This is a genomic window from Pseudomonas sp. B21-041, from assembly GCF_024748675.1.
GTDB lineage: Bacteria > Pseudomonadota > Gammaproteobacteria > Pseudomonadales > Pseudomonadaceae > Aquipseudomonas > Aquipseudomonas neuropathica.
Window position 1 is genome coordinate 4,165,557 of record NZ_CP087175.1, and the last position, 16,105, is coordinate 4,181,661.

Annotated in this window: 15 protein-coding genes and 2 pseudogenes; 8 read left to right on the top strand and 9 right to left on the bottom strand. The window is 59.4% G+C overall.

Going from position 1 to position 16,105, the window contains the following annotated elements; translation table 11 throughout:
* The first annotated feature begins 424 nt into the window (after positions 1–424).
* Together LOY43_RS18310 and LOY43_RS18315 are read left to right on the top strand one after the other, a co-directional pair.
* The gene (locus LOY43_RS18310; protein ID WP_258708511.1) at positions 425–1,384 is read left to right on the top strand and encodes a nucleoside-specific channel-forming protein Tsx; all 960 of its coding nucleotides are present in this window, start codon (positions 425–427) and stop codon (positions 1,382–1,384) included.
* Between the two features lie 15 nt (positions 1,385–1,399).
* Complete coding sequence (locus tag LOY43_RS18315) at positions 1,400–2,422, top strand: purine nucleoside permease (protein WP_258708512.1); 1,023 nt, start codon at positions 1,400–1,402, stop codon at positions 2,420–2,422.
* Between the two features lie 122 nt (positions 2,423–2,544).
* Here the strand turns inward: LOY43_RS18315 and LOY43_RS18320 are convergent, their stop codons facing one another.
* The 3 genes from LOY43_RS18320 to LOY43_RS18330 form a co-directional block, all read right to left on the bottom strand.
* Entirely contained in the window at positions 2,545–3,501 is a 957-nt protein-coding gene (locus LOY43_RS18320; RefSeq protein WP_258708513.1) for a zinc-binding alcohol dehydrogenase family protein, read from the bottom strand.
* Between the two features lie 30 nt (positions 3,502–3,531).
* The gene (locus LOY43_RS18325) at positions 3,532–3,705 is read right to left on the bottom strand and encodes a DUF1427 family protein (RefSeq protein WP_007969534.1); all 174 of its coding nucleotides are present in this window, start codon (positions 3,703–3,705) and stop codon (positions 3,532–3,534) included.
* 236 nt (positions 3,706–3,941) lie between these two features.
* Positions 3,942–4,715: a helix-turn-helix domain-containing protein gene (locus LOY43_RS18330; protein ID WP_095124418.1), complete on the bottom strand. Its 774-nt coding sequence runs from the start codon at positions 4,713–4,715 to the stop codon at positions 3,942–3,944.
* A 136-nt stretch (positions 4,716–4,851) separates the two neighbouring features.
* On the opposite strand from LOY43_RS18330, the gene LOY43_RS18335 reads away from it, so the two are divergent.
* Entirely contained in the window at positions 4,852–5,079 is a 228-nt protein-coding gene (locus LOY43_RS18335; protein ID WP_093433873.1) for a DUF6555 family protein, read from the top strand.
* A gap of 39 nt (positions 5,080–5,118) precedes the next feature.
* Entirely contained in the window at positions 5,119–5,391 is a 273-nt protein-coding gene (locus tag LOY43_RS18340) for a hypothetical protein (RefSeq protein ID WP_095050997.1), read from the top strand.
* A 25-nt stretch (positions 5,392–5,416) separates the two neighbouring features.
* Here the strand turns inward: LOY43_RS18340 and LOY43_RS18345 are convergent, their stop codons facing one another.
* The 3 genes from LOY43_RS18345 to LOY43_RS18355 form a co-directional block, all read right to left on the bottom strand.
* Positions 5,417–5,581: a metallothionein gene (locus tag LOY43_RS18345; protein WP_077573617.1), complete on the bottom strand. Its 165-nt coding sequence runs from the start codon at positions 5,579–5,581 to the stop codon at positions 5,417–5,419.
* 1,266 nt (positions 5,582–6,847) lie between these two features.
* Positions 6,848–7,300: a DMT family transporter gene (locus LOY43_RS18350; protein WP_093433867.1), complete on the bottom strand. Its 453-nt coding sequence runs from the start codon at positions 7,298–7,300 to the stop codon at positions 6,848–6,850.
* A gap of 3 nt (positions 7,301–7,303) precedes the next feature.
* Complete coding sequence (locus LOY43_RS18355; RefSeq protein WP_258708514.1) at positions 7,304–7,789, bottom strand: DMT family transporter; 486 nt, start codon at positions 7,787–7,789, stop codon at positions 7,304–7,306.
* Positions 7,790–7,902: 113 nt separating this feature from the next.
* Here LOY43_RS18355 and LOY43_RS18360 point away from each other — a divergent pair, with 113 nt between their 5' ends.
* Both LOY43_RS18360 and LOY43_RS18365 read left to right on the top strand, forming a co-directional pair.
* Positions 7,903–8,838 (top strand): LysR family transcriptional regulator, encoded by a 936-nt coding sequence (locus LOY43_RS18360; RefSeq protein ID WP_258708515.1) that lies wholly within the window; start codon positions 7,903–7,905, stop codon positions 8,836–8,838.
* Between the two features lie 79 nt (positions 8,839–8,917).
* A protein-coding gene (locus tag LOY43_RS18365) for an IS3 family transposase (protein ID WP_320413737.1) occupies positions 8,918–10,071 on the top strand; the annotation gives its coding sequence in 2 pieces (ribosomal slippage) (positions 8,918–9,191 and positions 9,191–10,071; 1,155 coding nt in all).
* Positions 10,072–10,307: 236 nt separating this feature from the next.
* Here LOY43_RS18365 and LOY43_RS28860 read toward each other — a convergent pair.
* The 3 genes and pseudogenes from LOY43_RS28860 to LOY43_RS18375 all read right to left on the bottom strand — a co-directional run bounded on the left by LOY43_RS28860 (position 10,308) and on the right by LOY43_RS18375 (position 13,510).
* Positions 10,308–11,129 (bottom strand): methyl-accepting chemotaxis protein, encoded by an 822-nt coding sequence (locus LOY43_RS28860; RefSeq protein ID WP_407082813.1) that lies wholly within the window; start codon positions 11,127–11,129, stop codon positions 10,308–10,310.
* An 84-nt stretch (positions 11,130–11,213) separates the two neighbouring features.
* Positions 11,214–11,990 (bottom strand): annotated as a pseudogene (locus LOY43_RS28865) (cache domain-containing protein); the annotation flags it as partial.
* A 203-nt stretch (positions 11,991–12,193) separates the two neighbouring features.
* Complete coding sequence (locus LOY43_RS18375) at positions 12,194–13,510, bottom strand: Na+/H+ antiporter family protein (protein ID WP_258708516.1); 1,317 nt, start codon at positions 13,508–13,510, stop codon at positions 12,194–12,196.
* A 1,528-nt stretch (positions 13,511–15,038) separates the two neighbouring features.
* On the opposite strand from LOY43_RS18375, the pseudogene LOY43_RS28870 reads away from it, so the two are divergent.
* Together LOY43_RS28870 and LOY43_RS28875 are read left to right on the top strand one after the other, a co-directional pair.
* Positions 15,039–15,185, top strand: a pseudogene (locus LOY43_RS28870) (HAMP domain-containing protein); the annotation flags it as partial.
* 102 nt (positions 15,186–15,287) lie between these two features.
* On the top strand, positions 15,288–16,043 hold the full coding sequence (locus LOY43_RS28875) for a methyl-accepting chemotaxis protein (protein WP_371857720.1): 756 nt from the start codon (positions 15,288–15,290) through the stop codon (positions 16,041–16,043).
* The last annotated feature ends 62 nt before the right edge of the window (positions 16,044–16,105 follow it).

The following is a 16,105-nucleotide window of genomic DNA, read 5'->3' on the forward strand; positions in this document are numbered from 1 at the left end:
CACAAAACCGCGTTATTGGGGACAACGCTAGTAGACGCCCGGCAATGGGGCACGGATTAAATGGTGTTAATACTTTAATACTAGAGGGGTCTGGAATCAGCGTTTCAGCCCGTATCCATGGGCCTTCAGCCTGTCGCAGAACCTGTAGGAGTGAGCCTGCTCGCGATGGCGGTGTGTCAGTCAGCCCACGTTTTATTGATAAACCGCTATCGCGAGCAGGCTCACTCCTACAGGGGTTTTGCGGTGAGCAGGCATACCTGATCAGTCCGTCAGTTAAATTTGCGAATTCATCGATATTTCAGAGCATTGAGAAAACTGGTACGCCTTGTGCAAACGTTTGCGTAACGTCAATACCAACGTTTTCGTAACAAAACCGTACAAGCCCACGGAACACGGGCCTCGATCCGCAAAAAAAGGACTTTGAATGCCCATCGCATGCCCTTTTCGCGCACCGTTTGCGCGCACGCTCGCTGTTTCCCTGCTACTGACCGGCGTTACCGGAGTTCTCAGCCACAGCGTTCTGGCGCAACCGGCGCCAGCCGAAGAATCCGCCCAGGGCGAAGCCCTCAGCCCCGAAGCCAGCCCGCCGAAACAAGGCGCGTACCTGTCGGACTGGTACAACCAGGACCTGATGCTGATCGGCAGCAAAGACATCAGTTTTGGCCCGCAACCGGCAGACGACATCTATCTGGAATACGAGTACTTCGGCCGCAAAGGCCCGTTCGAGTTGTACGGCTACATCGACATTCCGAAGATCTTCAACATCGGCAACAGCCACGACAAAGGCGTGTGGGATCACGGCTCGCCGGTGTTCATGGAGCACGAACCGCGCATCTCCATTGATTACCTCGCCGGCCGCAGCCTGGCCATCGGCCCGTTCAAGGAATGGTATGTGGCGTTCGACTGGATCTATGACCACGGCAGCCGCAAAGAGAACCGCGCCAACACCCTCTACAGCGGTTTCGGCACCGACATCGACACCCATTCGCGGGTCAATCTGTCGGCCAACCTCTACGGTCGCTATCAGTGGGAAAACTACGGCGCGAGCAATGAATATTCCTGGGACGGCTACCGTGCACAGCTCAAGTACATCGTGCCGATCGATAAATTCAGCAACGGCGCGTCGCTGACCTACATCGGTTTCACCAACTTCGATTTCGGCTCGGACATCCATAAGGACAACCCCGCGCGCACGGCCAACGCGACGGTGGCGACCAACGTCCTGCTCTACTCGTTCACGCACTTGCGCTTCACCCTGGTCGGCCGTTATTTCCACAACGGCGGCAACTGGGAAGACGGTAGCGAGCTGAATTTTGGCGACGGTAATTTCCGCGCGCGTTCCAACGGCTGGGGTTACTACGCCGGCGTCGGTTATCAGTTCTGAATCAAGGAGTTTTCCATGCAAGCAATGATGCGTTTGACCCTGGCCGGTGCGGCCGTGCTCTCCTCCACCGCGTGGGCCGCCGAAGCACCGATGCAACCGAAAGTCGTGCTGATCACCATGTTCGCCCCCGAGGCGCAGCATTGGATCGATCGCCTGGAGCTGAAGCAGGAAATCCGCGTGCCGGGCCTGTCCGCCGAGTACCCGAGCATCCGCTGCAACACCCAGCAGGTGTGCCTGCTGACCACCGGCATGGGCCAGACCAACGCCGCCGCCTCGACATTGGCGTTGGCGCTGTCGCCGAAATTCGACCTGCGCAAAAGTTACTTCCTGATCGCCGGTATCGCCGGCATCAGCCCGAAACACGGGACTATCGGCACCGCCGCGTGGGCGCATTATCTGGTGGAGTTCGGCACGCAATGGGAGATCGATTCGCGCGATGCGCCGTCGAGTTGGCCGACCGGTTACCTGGGCATCAACACCAAAGGCCCGAACGAAAAACCACCGTTGGACTACAAGACCGAAGTCTTTGAACTCAACCCGAAACTGCAGGCCAAGGCGTTCGCCCTGAGCCACAAGGTTGAGCTGAGCGAAAGCAAGGAATCCGCCGCGTGGCGCCTGAAATACCCGTCGGCCCCGGCCAATCAACCACCGGTGGTGACCCGTTGCGACACACTGGCCGGCAACACCTGGTTCTCCGGCACGCACCTGAGCGAACGGGCCGAGGTCTGGACCAAGTTGTTGACCGATAACAAGGGCGAATACTGCACGACGCAGCAGGAAGACAACTCCACCTATGAAGCCTTGCTGCGTGCCAGTCGCGAAGGTCTGGTCGACGTGCAACGTCTGGCTGTGGTGCGTGCCGGCTCCGATTTTGATCGTCCAGAGCCGGGCGGCAGTGAAGTGGACAACCTGCTCAAATACGCCGATCAGGGCGGCTTCGTGCCGGCGCTGGAAAACCTCTATCGCGCGGGGAATCCGCTGGTGCAGGACATACTGAAAAACTGGTCGGCGTGGGAAAACGGCGTCCCGCAATCCTGAGCCCGACACCGATCTACTGTAGGAGTGAGCCTGCTCGCGATCGCGGTGTGTCAGTTGATACATGGGTGACTGATACACCGCAATCGCGAGCAGGCTCACTCCTACAGGGGTTTTGCGGTGTATCAGGGAATTAGGATGACCTTGTCACCGCTGCCCTGATTCACATCGGCGTAGCGCGCCAGGCCTTCGGCCAACGGCGCCTCGACCAACCCTTGCGGCAACGGCAACAACCCTTCATCAAAGAACCGCCCGAACTGCTCGAGCATCGCCGCACACGCTTCAACGCCATACAACAACGAATTGATCCCGACCACCGAACCGCCCTTGCGATACAAGGCCAGCGCCGGTAATTGCACATGCCCATCCACCGGAGCCGCGATGATCGCGATCCGTCCGAAAGTTGCCAACGCTGCCACCGACGCCGGCAACCAGAAACCGGTGGTGTCGAAGATCACATCGGCGCCGCCGCGATACACCGCATTGACTTGCGCACCGAGGTCTTCGGGTTTATCCAGCTGAATCGTCTGATAACCCTGCGCCTGCAACTCCGCCACCTGCTCCGGGCGCCGCGCCGCCGCGAGCAACTGCGCGCCGCGCACTTTCGCCAGCGCCAAAGCAGCGGTGGCCACCGCACCGCCACCGATCACCAGCAAACGTGTTTCAGCCGTTACCAGACTGCGTTCCAAAGCATCCCACGCCGTCGTGTACGGCACGCCGAGGCTGGCGGCTTGGGTGAAACTCAGATGCGAAGGTTTGTGCGCCACACCATTGGCCGGCAGTTTGACGAACTGCGCATGGGAGCCGTCGGCAAAAAAGCCCAGCTCACGACCAGTGCCCCAGACTTCCTGACCGATCAAGGCCTGCGGGCCTTCGACAACGACACCGGCAAAATCCCGACCGGGAATCCGTGGCAGCGTGGTGTAGGGGAAACGACCCAGGACGTTTTTCACATCGCTGGGATTCAGCCCGGCAGCCTTGATCTGCACCAGCACTTCGTCAGCGCCGGGTACCGGGGTCGGCACCTCGACGTAACGCAGGGCAGACAGATCGCCGGTTTTATCGAATTGCAGTGCTTTCATGGGGACATCCACCGAAGGAAAAGAGGGATTTCAGGACAGCCAGCCCGCGACCAGTTGCCGGCCCATCGGCCACAACTGCTCACCGGCCAACATGCCGAGTAAACCGACCAGCGCGATAGCCGGTGGCGCCGGAGAACGGAAATCCAGCGCGCCGTACAACAGACCGACGCCCAGACCGATGGCTAGCGAAATCAGGTAATTCATGGGGAGGAACTCCGCCCGTGGAAAGGAATGGGCAAAGTTTAGGGAGTCGGCGAGGTTGGCATCGGCCAAGGACTTCTGAATTTCGGACAAACCAACCACAGTCACCACAAAACCCTGTGGGAGCTGGCTTGCCAGCGATGAGGCCTGTACATCCGACATCCTCATCGGCTGACACACCGCTATCGCTGGCAAGCCAGCTCCCACAAGGTTCTGTGTAGGTTCAGGATATAGCGTCGTTACAGAGTGAATTGCGAAGGGGCGACGCCCAGTTCGCGACGAAACATGTCGCTGAAGCTACTGGGTGAATAGCCGAGCTCCCGGGCAATCACACTCACCGCCACGCCCTGAATCAACTCCGCCACCGCCGTCGCCAGTTGTACCTGCCGCCGCCACTCGGCGAAGCCCATGCCGAGGCTGTCCTTGAACAACCGCGCCAGCGTGCGCACGCTGGCCCCGGCATTTGCCGCGTGCTGCTCGAACGGAATCTCCAGCGACGGCGCTGCCATTACCGCTTGGCACAGGTTCATCAAACGCCGATCGGAATCATCCGGCATCGGGATCTTCAACTGTGAACGCCTAGCGCGTTTCAGTTCCAGCAAGGCCAGCCCGACCAACGCCTCGTAGTAGGCCGGTTCACCGCTGTCGCCCTGCTCCACCAGCCCGACAATCAACTCGCGCAACAAACCACCGACCTCGATCACCTGCACCGTCGTGTCCAGCGTCGCCGCCAGCGCCGGACGCAGGTAGATATTGCGCATCTGCAAATCCGACACCACCCGAATCCCGTGCGGCACCCCCGGCGGCAACCACACCGCGCGCTGCGGCGGCACCACCAGCGCTTCGTGCGGGGTCTCGACCCACATCACCCCGCTCATCGCATACAGCAACTGACCCCAGACATGCTCATGCGGCTCGATAAACAAGCCGCGCGGATACGTGCGTGCCAGCGGTTGCACAGGCACATCGGTATCGCTGAGATCGGGCGGTGCGGCAAGGGCCATGGCGAGCATTCATTGGGGTTGGCGGGGAAACCATGGTAACCAGTGCGCCACGGCGTCGCCAACGATAGAGACCGTCGGACAATCCGAATGAATTTTCCCGGTGCGCCGCGATCCCTCTAATACTACAGGGAGGAATACGGGCTTTATGAACAACGCAAAACTCTATGTCATCGAATACACCCTCCACGGCACGCCCAAGTCCTTCATTATCCGCTCGGACAAGATGGACAATGTCGAGGCGTGGCACTGGGCGAGCTGCGACGCCGGCGTCGGTCGCATCCCGCGCTTTGGCCGTGAGAAGGTGCAGAAGACCAGCAAGCCGATGGCAGAAAAATTCGGCGTGGAAAACGTCGTGTGGCGACCGACCAGCTAAGCTCAGCCTGGTGATCGGCATCATTCGGGGGAATGCACCATGACCAACATCAACAGCCCGGCACATCTGGACTATGGCCTTGATACGTTGTTCGGGCGTATCACCAAAAGTGTGGACTGCCGCGTTGGGCTGGAGGCGGTCGTAGATGATCCGTTTCGCTTCGCGTTGCGAGTGCCGGCACCGCTGCCGGAAGACCTTGATCAAGCGAAAACCGTCGTGGTCAGGGTTGAGGGGCGAAGGCTGCAGGGCACGGTGCGGCATACCGAACGGATGGACGATGAAAGTCTGAAACTGGAAGTGGAGCCTGATTAGGCTCCACTTTTTTATGCGTCGTTCGTCATCCGTGGGCGCATTTACAGCCCTTGGTTGAACACTCTTCGCCACTCTTGTGGTGGTGAGCGCAGGCTTCACAGCAATAGTGTTTGCCGTGGACGGCGTAGGCATGATCGCCTTCCTTGATCGTGCATTTGCAGTTGGGGCAGTCGCATTTTCTATCGGGCATGGGACAGACTCCTTGGGTGGGGGTTGTCTGGGGCTTGAAGGGCAAGCCCTAACACCCAGTGTAGGAGCTGCGGCAGGCTGCGATCTTTTGATTTTGTTTGGGATTGGGATTGGGGGCATATCCGTTGCTGCGGGTGTTGCCGCTGGCGGTTTCGCTCTTACAGCGACTCACTTTTCCAGACGCCGAAAAGTAAGCAAAAGGCTTTGCCCCTGGCGTACGGCACTTCGCTGAGGCTCAGTGTTCCCTCGCTACGGTGTCCATCAGGGGGCATCGCCTACGGTTTGCTTCGCTGCACCTCCTCTCGATGAATGCGGCTGCGCCGCACGGCGCTGCGCGCCTACCCCCTGATGAACACCTACGCTCGGCCTGCCGATGGGGCAAAAGATCAAAAGCCGAAACAAGATCAAAAGCTAGATCAAGAGCCCCTCACCCTAGCCCTCTCCCAGAGGGAGAGGGGACTGATTGAGGTGTTTGGGAGAGCTACGCCGACGTGCGATACCGCGTTGGACTCAGGCTCTGAAAAGCAAACAAATCGGCCCATCACCCTCAAAGAAAAAGAGGGACTAACTGAGGTATTTGAGAGAGCTACGCCGACTTGCGATACCGCGTTGAACTCAGATTCTGAAAGGCTCACAAATCAGCCCCCTATCCCTGAAGGAGAGAGGACTGATCGAGATGATTGAGCGAGCTACGCCGACTTGCGATACCGCGTTGAACTCAGATTTTGAAAAGCCCACAAATCGGCTCCCTCTCCCTGAAGGAGAGAGGACTGATCGAGATGATTGAGCGAGCTACGCCGACTTGCGATACCGCGTTGAACTCAGATTCTGAAAAGCCCACAAATCGGCTCCCTCTCCCTCGGGAGAGGGCTGGGGTGAGGGGTGAGGGGTGAATCCAACACCAATCCAAAGCCGAGCACGCTGTTGCTCCTCACCACTCAACAGGATGAGCGTTAGCTCGGCTGCAGCTTTTGATCTGTAAAGCGACGTCGGAAGGCTGAGTGGAGGGATTGATCCGGGCGTGGGAGCGCAGCGACCGTTTGGCGCAGCCAAACACAGCGGGAGTAGGTGCAGCGGAGCAAACCGGAGACGCTGCGCCCGGATCGATCCCGCAGCGAAGGAACCCCGAGCCCCAGCGAGTGGGCCGCACGTAGGAGCAAGCGTTTTTTTGCTTACTTTTTTAGGCGTTTGTAAAAAAAGTGAGTCGCCGTAAGGGCGAAACCCTAAGCAGCCGTTACCGCAGCAACGGATATGTACCCAACCCAGGTCACCCAGCCTGACGCGAACTCCGATACATAAACACCAAAGCCAACCCCAAACACCCCATCGCCAAAATCCGACTGGAAGAAAGCTCAATCGCCGGATTCCCCAGCCAGCCAAAATTATCAATCAACATCCCCATGCCCAACTGCCCGACAATCACAGCCACCGTCGCCACAGCCGTCCCCACCACCGGCACCGCCCCGACCATCACCATCATGTAGACCACACCAAACAGCGCCCCGGTCAACTGCCACTTCGGCACATCCAAAAGACTCACCGCATGCGCCGGCTCAAAAAACAAAATCAACAACCCGGTCGACACCGCACCCACAACGAACGTCAGCAAACTACTGCGCAACACCCCGACGCTCTCACCCAAACGCCCATTGATCGCCGCCTGCACACTCAACACCGCACCGGCCAACACCACCACCGCCAACAAAATAACCAGACTCATCACTCACCCCCGCGCAATCAAAACAAGTGCCGCCACAATCAACCCCAACGCCAGCCAGCGCTCAGGATTGACCTTCTTGCGCGTCGCGCCGAACCAGCCAAAATGGTCGATCAACACACTCTTGCCGACCTGCCCGGACAGAATCGCGATCATGGTCATGGCAATGCCGATATGCGGCGTCGCCAACGTCAGCACCACCACATACATCGGCCCCAGAAAACCACCAATCAACTGCCAACGCGGCAGATCCGTTAGTGCCGGGCCTTTTTGCGGACCGGCGAACAACAGCAGTAAAAACAGAATCGCCGAGCCGACACCAAAGATGCTCAAGGTCGCCCACAGATGCCCGACCTGCACGCCCAAAGGACCGAGCAACCCCGCCTCCACCGACAACCCCATGCCCGCGAGAATCACCAGCGGCAGCAGCAACAAGCGCAACCCTGATTTCGTCGCCGGAGCGCTGACACTCACCTCATCCAACGTCTGCATAAACAACATTCCACTCAAGTAAACGATGGCGCGGATTATCGGCTGGCGAAGCTGTGCGATAAATGGGAGCATCCGGACAACACTTTTGCGTAACTCGCATAGCAGGACAAATGATGCACGGGCTAAACGAACTCGGATTCAAAGCGCTAAGGCTGTTTGTGGCGGTGCTCGATCACGGCAGCTTTTCCGAAGTCGGCCGTCGGGAAGGCGTGGCACCCTCCTCGATCTCCCGGCAGATCCAGTTGATGGAGCAGGCGCTCAATCAGCAATTGCTCTATCGCCACACCCGAGCGGTGACGCCAACCGAAGCCGGGCGCATGCTCGGTCACCATGCGCGGCTGGTGCTGGTGCAACTGGAGGAAGCCGAACAGGCGCTGCAGGAACAGCAAAGCGAACCCACCGGCCTGGTGCGCATCAACGCCCCGGTAGTATTCGGTCAGCGCCATCTGACGCCGTGGCTGGGGAAGTTGTGCGCGCGATATCCGAAGCTGCAACTGGATATCCAGCAGACCGACCATTACGTCGACCCGTTGCAGGAAGGCGCTGACCTGCTGTTTCGCATCGGCCCGCTGCACGACTCAAGCATGCAGGCACGGATTCTCGCGCCGCATCGCTTTCAGGTCGCGGCCAGCCCGGCGTATCTCAAGCGCCACGGCACGCCGCAGAAACCTGAAGATCTGGCGCAACACCATTGCCTCGCCTACAAAGGCGCGGCCGGCCAGCAGCGCTGGTTTTTCCGCCGCGATGGCGAAGACTGGACGCCGTACTCGGTGAAAGGCCCGATCACCGGCAACCACGCCGACACCCTCACCCAAGCCGCCGAACAAGGCCTGGGGCTGGTGATGTTTCCGTCATGGCTGATTGGCGAAGCAGTGCGCGACGGCACGCTGGTGCCGGTGCTGGGGGAGTATCAGGTGTCGAACAGCCTGGAGCCGCAGCAGATTGCGGTGTTGTGGCCGGGGAGCCGCAGGTTGTCGGTGAAGGTGCGGACGGTGATTGATTTCTTTGTCGAATGTTTTGGTGAAGTGCCCTATTGGGATCGACCTTGAGTCTTTGAAGATCAAAAGCCCCTCTGATCTGGCTTAATGATTCTGGACACCCCTAAAGGGCGTTAATCTACGCCCAACGATGAGGTGTGATTTGACCAGACGATATTTTTCAACAGATTTCAAACGGGATGCGGCTTGCCTGGTTTTGGATAAAGACTATTCGGTGAGTGAAGCCTGTGAAGCAATGGGCGTGGGCCCTACAGCTCTGCGCCGCTGGGTTGAACAACTGCGTGCGGAGCGCAGCGGCAAGACGCCTGAGAAGTCCAAGGCCATGACCGTTGACCAACAACGCATCCAAGAACTGGAAGCAACAATTCGACGGATTGAGCGCGAGAAGGAAATTTTAAAAAAGGCTACAGCTCTCTTGATGTCGGATTCCCTCGATCGGTAAGGCTGGTCGAGGAGTTAAGCGAGCAATATCCAAGATCCGAGTTGTGTGGCGTGTTTGGCATCAACCGCAGCAGTTATTACGAGCGTCTGAAACAGCGGGCGAAAGTGCATGTCGGGCGCGATCGCCTAAAGATCAAGGCTGCCGAATTACATGAGCAAAGTCGCGGCTCAATGGGCGCGCGCAGCCTGTCAAAAGCGCTGTGTAACGAAAAAGAGTCGGTAGGTCGTTACATGGCTCGTAGCCTGATGCGCGAGCTCGGTTTGAAGAGCCAGCAACGGCGCAGGCATCGGTACAAACCCAGCGGTGCGGAGGCGCAATACGCCCCCAATCATTTGGAGCGTAAATTCAATGTCGAGGCCCCCAATCGAGTGTGGTGTGGCGACGTGACTTACATTTGGGCCGGTACTTACTGGGTTTATCTGGCTGCTGTACTTGATCTGCATGCCCGCCGCATCGTCGGCTGGGCGATGTCCAGAAGTCCGGATTCAGCTCTGACCTGTCGAGCGTTAAAGATGGCTTTCGAGTCGCGAGGACGCCCTGAAAACCTAATGTTCCATTCGGATCAGGGCTGTCATTACAGCAGTAAAGTGTTTCGTGAAACGCTGGCGGACATGCGCATAAAACAAAGCATGAGTCGACGGGGAAACTGCTGGGATAACGCTCCGATGGAACGTTTCTTTGGCAGTTTGAAATCTGAATGGATACCCAAGGCTGGTTACCGAAACGAAGACGAAGCCAGCACCGATGTGTTGCGCTACCTGACCCACTATTACAATCGGATCAGGCTGCACAGTTACAACGGATATCGGACTCCGGTAGCAATGGAAGCCTTGGCAGCATGAGAAATGACCTAAACCCTATAACCGTGTCCAGTATCGTTTGACCAGATCACTCACCCTAGCCCTCTCCCGGAGGGAGAGGGGACTGACCGAGGTGTCTCGCGTCATCCATCGACCGGAAAGATTCAGTCGATTATGGATTCAGTAAAGCTGTTTCAGGTCGGCGTAGTTCCATAGCATCCCCCAATCAGTCCCCTCTCCCTCCGGGAGAGGGTTAGGGTGAGGGGCTTTTCAGGCTGTCAGATCCGGAACTGCCCGACCAGTTTGCCCAGGCGCTGCCCCAGCTCCGCCAAACTACGCGAAGTCTGCGCACCCAACTGCGTCTCATCGGCCACGCTGTCCACCGCCACCGCAATCTGATGCACGCTGCGGTTGATCTCCTCCGCCACCGCCGTCTGCTCTTCCGCCGCACTGGCAATCTGCGCGTTCATCGAGTTGATCGTCGCAATCAACGATGCCATCGCGTCGAGCGAAGCACCGGCCTGATTGGCCTGCTGTGAGGTGCCGTCACCCGCCTCACTGGAACGACGCATGGCTTCAACCGCTTGCTGCGTACCCGCCTGCAAACGATCGATCATCCCCTGAATTTCCTGCGTGCTGATCTGCGTGCGACTGGCCAATGCCCGCACCTCATCCGCCACCACGGCAAAACCACGCCCGGCCTCACCGGCCCGCGCCGCTTCAATCGCGGCGTTGAGCGCCAGCAGGTTGGTCTGCTCGGCGATCGAACGAATCACCCCGAGCACGCCGACAATCGACGTCACGTCCTGCTGCAGGCTGTCGAGCGACACGCCGCTGCTGCGGATGTCATCGACCAGCGCATGGATCTGCTTGATGCTGCCAGCCACCACGCGTTTGGCGCTCTGGCCTTCTTCGTCGGTCTGCTGAGCAGCGACAGCGGCGTTCTGCGCGCTCTTTGCCACTTCCTGTGCGGCGGCGGACATTTCATTGATCGCCGTGGCAACCTGATCGGTCTCATGGCGCTGACGCTCCATCGCCTGATCCGAGCGCTGTGCCTGATCCGACACCTGCGTCACCAGACCGGTCAGCTGCGTGGTCATCTCGGTGATCTGCCGCACCAGACCATGAATCTTGTCGACGAAACGGTTGAACGAGCCCGCCAGTTCGCCAAGTTCATCCTGGCTGGTGATGTTCAAGCGACGCGTAAGGTCGCCCTCACCCGCTGCAATGTCGTCGAGGTTGGCTTTCATCAGGGTCAACGGACGCAAAATGGTATTGGCCAGCAGCATCCCTGCCGCCGCGATCACCAACAGCACCACCACCGCGACGCCGACGATGCTCAGCACCACGCCTTGCATACGTTCCTGCACCTGCGCTTCGACCAGTGCCACTTGCGCTTCGATGCCGTCGAGGTTGACCGACGTACCGACGGCCATGTCCCACTTCGCCAGGTATTCGGTGTAACCGAGCTTTGGCACCAGCACGTTGGCGTTGCCCGGCAGTGGCGAGCTGTATTGCAGATAGTGGGTGCCGTCCTTCGCTACTTTCACCAACCCGAGATTGACGTAAACGCCATTCGGGTCGCGGTTGTCCTTGAAGCTTTTGCCCACGCCTTCGGGGTCGTTGGCTTTGAACAGGCGCACGGTCTCGGAGTCGTAGCCGAAGAAGTAGCCGTCCTTGCCGTAGCGAATGCCCGAGAGCAGTTTGATCGCCTGCGCCCGCGCCTCAACGTCACCCGGCGCGGCCGCGTCGTACAGCGGTTTGATCGTGGTCATGGCCACGGCGACGTAGCTTTGCAGAGTGGCTTTGGCATCGCCGAGCAGGCGCTCGCGGGTCTGTTCGACCTCTTTGTGCGCCTGTTCCTGGAGGATGAACAGCGTGGTCAGGCTGATGACCAGGGCAAAGAGCAACACCGGGAGAACGGCGAGGGAGAGGACTTTAGCCTTGAGGCTCAGGCGCATTGTGGGGGCTCACTCTTTTGGTTTTATTGGCGTGGTTAAAGGCTTTAACGGCACGCGCAAGCAAAAGTTGAGCTTCGGTATGAGGATCGTTCCCACGCTCTGCGTGGGAATGCAGCCCCGGACGCTCCGCGTCCAACAACGTGACGCAGAGCGTCACAAGAGGCATTCCCACGCAGAGCGTGGGAACGATCACCGGAGAGGGTTCAGAGGACCATCGCGGCCACCCAGCCGAACGCCAGCAACGGCAGGTTGTAGTGCAGGAACGTTGGCACGACGGTGTCCCAGATGTGGTGATGCTGGCCGTCGATGTTCAGGCCGGAGGTCGGGCCGAGGGTCGAATCCGACGCTGGCGAACCGGCGTCGCCCAAAGCACCGGCGGTGCCGACGATGCAGACAATGGCGATCGGGCTGAAGCCCAGTTGCACGCACAGCGGTACGAAAATCGTCGCCAGAATCGGCACTGTGGAAAACGACGAACCGATGCCCATGGTCACCAGCAACCCGACCAGCAGCATCAATAGTGCACCGATGCCCTTGCTGTGATTGATCCACGATGCCGAGGATTCAACCAGCGTCTGCACTTCGCCAGTGGCCTTCATCACCTCGGCAAACCCGGAGGCGGCGATCATGATGAAGCCGATCATCGCCATCATCTTCATGCCCTCGGTGAAGAGGTCATCGGTCTCGCGCCATTTCACAATGCCCGACACCGAGAAGATCAGGAAACCGACCAGCGCCCCGATAATCATCGAGTCCAGCAGCAGTTGCACGATGAACGCAGCAGCAATCGCCACACCGGCAATCATCAGGCTCAGCGGGTTGTACTGCACCGCCACTTGCTCGACCTGCTCGATCTTCGCCAGGTCGTATACGCGCCGCTTGCGATAGGTGATGAACGCCATCGCCAGGCCGAAGACCATGCCCAGCGCCGGAATGCCCATGGCGTGGGTGACATTGATACCGCTGATGTCGACACCGCTACGGGCAACGTTGGCCAGCAGGATTTCATTGAGGAAGATGTTGCCGAAGCCCACTGGCAGGAACATGTACGGCGTGATCAAACCGAATGTCATGACACAGGCGATCAAGCGGCGGTCGAGTTGCAGCTTGGTCAGCACATAGAGCAGCGGCGGCACCAAGAGCGGAATGAACGCAATGTGGATCGGCAGAATGTTCTGCGAGGCAATCGCCACTACCCACAACAGGCCAATCAGCAGCCATTTGACGCTGCCACCGCCGGTCGAGTGCTGGCGATCGACCATTGCCAGCGCCTTATCGGCCAGCGCATGAGCCAGGCCGGACTTGGCAATCGCCACGGCGAAAGCGCCGAGCAAGGCGTAGGACAACGCCACGGTCGCGCCGCCGCCCAGGCCGCTGTTGAACGCCTTGAGCGTGGCGTCGATGCCCAGACCACCGGTCAGGCCGCCGACCAGCGCGCCGACGATCAAGGCGATCACTACGTGCACGCGGGACAGGCTGAGGATCAGCATGATGCCGACTGCCGCTATGACTGCGTTCATTTCACTTCCTCGAAAAACACTGCGATGGAAAACACATCGCCAGACAGGATGAGTCCGCCAACGGAATACCGGCGGATTTGCAAAGAGGGTCTTATTAGAAGGGCGCGCACTGTGCCGCAGCGAACTTCCCTTGTCAAAGCCAACACCGCCTCCAGTGATCGTTCCCATGCTCTGCGTGGGAACGCCTCACTGGACGCTCTGCGTCCGCATTGGGACGCGGCGCGTCCCGGGCTGCATTCCTTTGCTGCGCGTGGGAACGATCAAGAACAGGGTTTCCAGCCTCCGCATGCGGCAATTGGTCATATTGTGTTTCAAGGATAAAGAAAGCCGAAACGCGGCCGTTACAGTGCAAAGTCTCAGATATTTATCGAATAAGGACGTCTCCATGTCGCTCAGACAACTTTCCATCCAATGGAAAATCACCCTGCTCGCCGGCCTCTGCCTGGCCGGTATCGTGACCCTGTTGGTAGGTCTTTCGCTGTATCGCATGGAGCACAGTTCTGAACTGGTGAAAGCTTCGAGCATGGAAATGCTCACCGAGTCGGCGCAAGCGCGCATCGAATCGCAAGGGGAAGTGCAGGCGGCCGGCATTCGCCAGCAGTTCATGGACGCCTATCAGTACGGTCACGGCTTCTCGCGGCAGGTACTGTTTTTGCGCGAGCAGGCCGAGAAGCGTTTCCTCGATGCCTTCGACCTGCGTGAAGACATGACCCGTCAGGTCAAATCCGCGCTGCAAGCCAACCCGGACCTGCTCGGCCTGTCGCTGGTATTCGAAGCCAACGCGCTGGACGGCAAGGACGAACTGTTTGCCGGTCAGGCTGAACTCGGCAGCAACGACAAGGGCCGTTTCGCCCTGTACTGGTCGCAACCGACCCCGGGCAAAGTCACCTCGATGGCCCTGCCGGAAAGCGACATGGCCGACACCAGCACCGGCCCCAGCGGTCAAGCGGCCAACGCCTGGTTCACCTGCCCGCGCGCCACACTCAAGCCGTGTGTAATTGAACCGTACTTCTACGTGATCGACGGGCAAAACGTGCTGATGACCAGCATCGTCTTCCCGCTGATGGTCAACGGCAAAGTCATCGCCTCGCTGTCGGTCGACATTAACCTCAACAGCCTGCAAGCGATCAGTCAGGCCGCGAGCAAAAAGCTCTATGACGGCCAGACCGCCGTGAGCATTATCAGCCCCGCCGGCCTCCTCGCCGGTTACAGCCGGGATGCCGGCAAACTCAGCCAGCGTCTGGATGCCGTCGACAAGATCAGCGGCGCCGAACTGCTGAGCAAACTGGCTTCCAGCACCAGCGTCAGCAGCCTGCACAGCAACGGCCAGCTGAAAGTGCTGTCGCCGTTCCAGCCGATTCCCGGCGGCCCGTCGTGGGGCGTGCTGCTGGATGTACCGGAAAAAGTTCTGGTCAGCCGCGCCGAAGCGCTCAAGCAACAACTGGATGCCAGCAATAACTCGGGCACGTTGATCGAACTGAGCCTTGGCGTGCTGGCGGCGTTGATCGGCTTGCTGCTGGTGTGGCTGATGGCGCGCAGCGTGACCAAACCGATCCTCGGCGTGGCACATATGCTCGAAGACATCGCCAGCGGCGAAGGCGACCTGACCCGCCGTCTGGCCTACGACAAAAAGGACGAACTCGGTCAGTTGGCCGGTTGGTTCAACAAGTTCCTCGACAAGTTGCAGCCGATCATTGCCGAGGTGAAACGCTCGGTGCAGGACGCGCGCAACACCGCCGACCAGTCCTCGGCCATCGCCACTCAGACTAGTGCTGGCATGGAACAGCAATACCGTCAGGTCGATCAGGTCGCCACCGCGTCCCACGAGATGAGCGCCACTGCACAAGACGTCGCCCGTAGCGCGGCACAAGCTGCCGAGGCGGCCAAGGATGCTGATCGCGCTACCCGTCAGGGCCTGACCGTGATCGATCGCACCACGGCGAGCATCGACACCCTCGCTGCCGACATGAGTGCGGCGATGGTGCAAGTCGAAGGGCTGGCGGCCAATAGCGAGAAGATCGGCGCGGTGCTGGAAACCATTCGCGCCATCGCCGAGCAGACCAACCTGCTCGCGCTCAACGCCGCGATCGAAGCGGCGCGTGCTGGTGAAGCCGGACGTGGTTTTGCCGTGGTCGCCGATGAAGTCCGCAACCTCGCCCGCCGCACGCAAGAGTCGGTGGAAGAAACCCGTCAGGTGATCGAGCAACTGCAAACCGGCACGCAGGATGTAGTCGGTTCGATGGGCAACAGCCACCGTCAGGCTCAGGGCAGTGTCGAACAAGTCGGCCAGGCGGTGACTGCGCTGCGTCAGATCGGCGATGCGGTGACGGTGATCAGCGACATGAACCTGCAGATCGCCAGCGCCGCTGAAGAGCAAAGTGCGGTGGCGGAAGAGATCAATAACAACGTGGCGACGATCCGCGATGTGACAGAGTCGTTGTCCGGGCAGGCGAATGAGTCGGCGCGGGTGAGCCAGTCGCTCAATAGCCTGGCGAATCAGCAGCAGAGTTTGATGGATCAGTTTCGCGTTTGATTCGCAGGTTGTGGGGTGTCAGTGGGATTCCCCCCTCACCTGATCTGGCTTAATGATTCTGG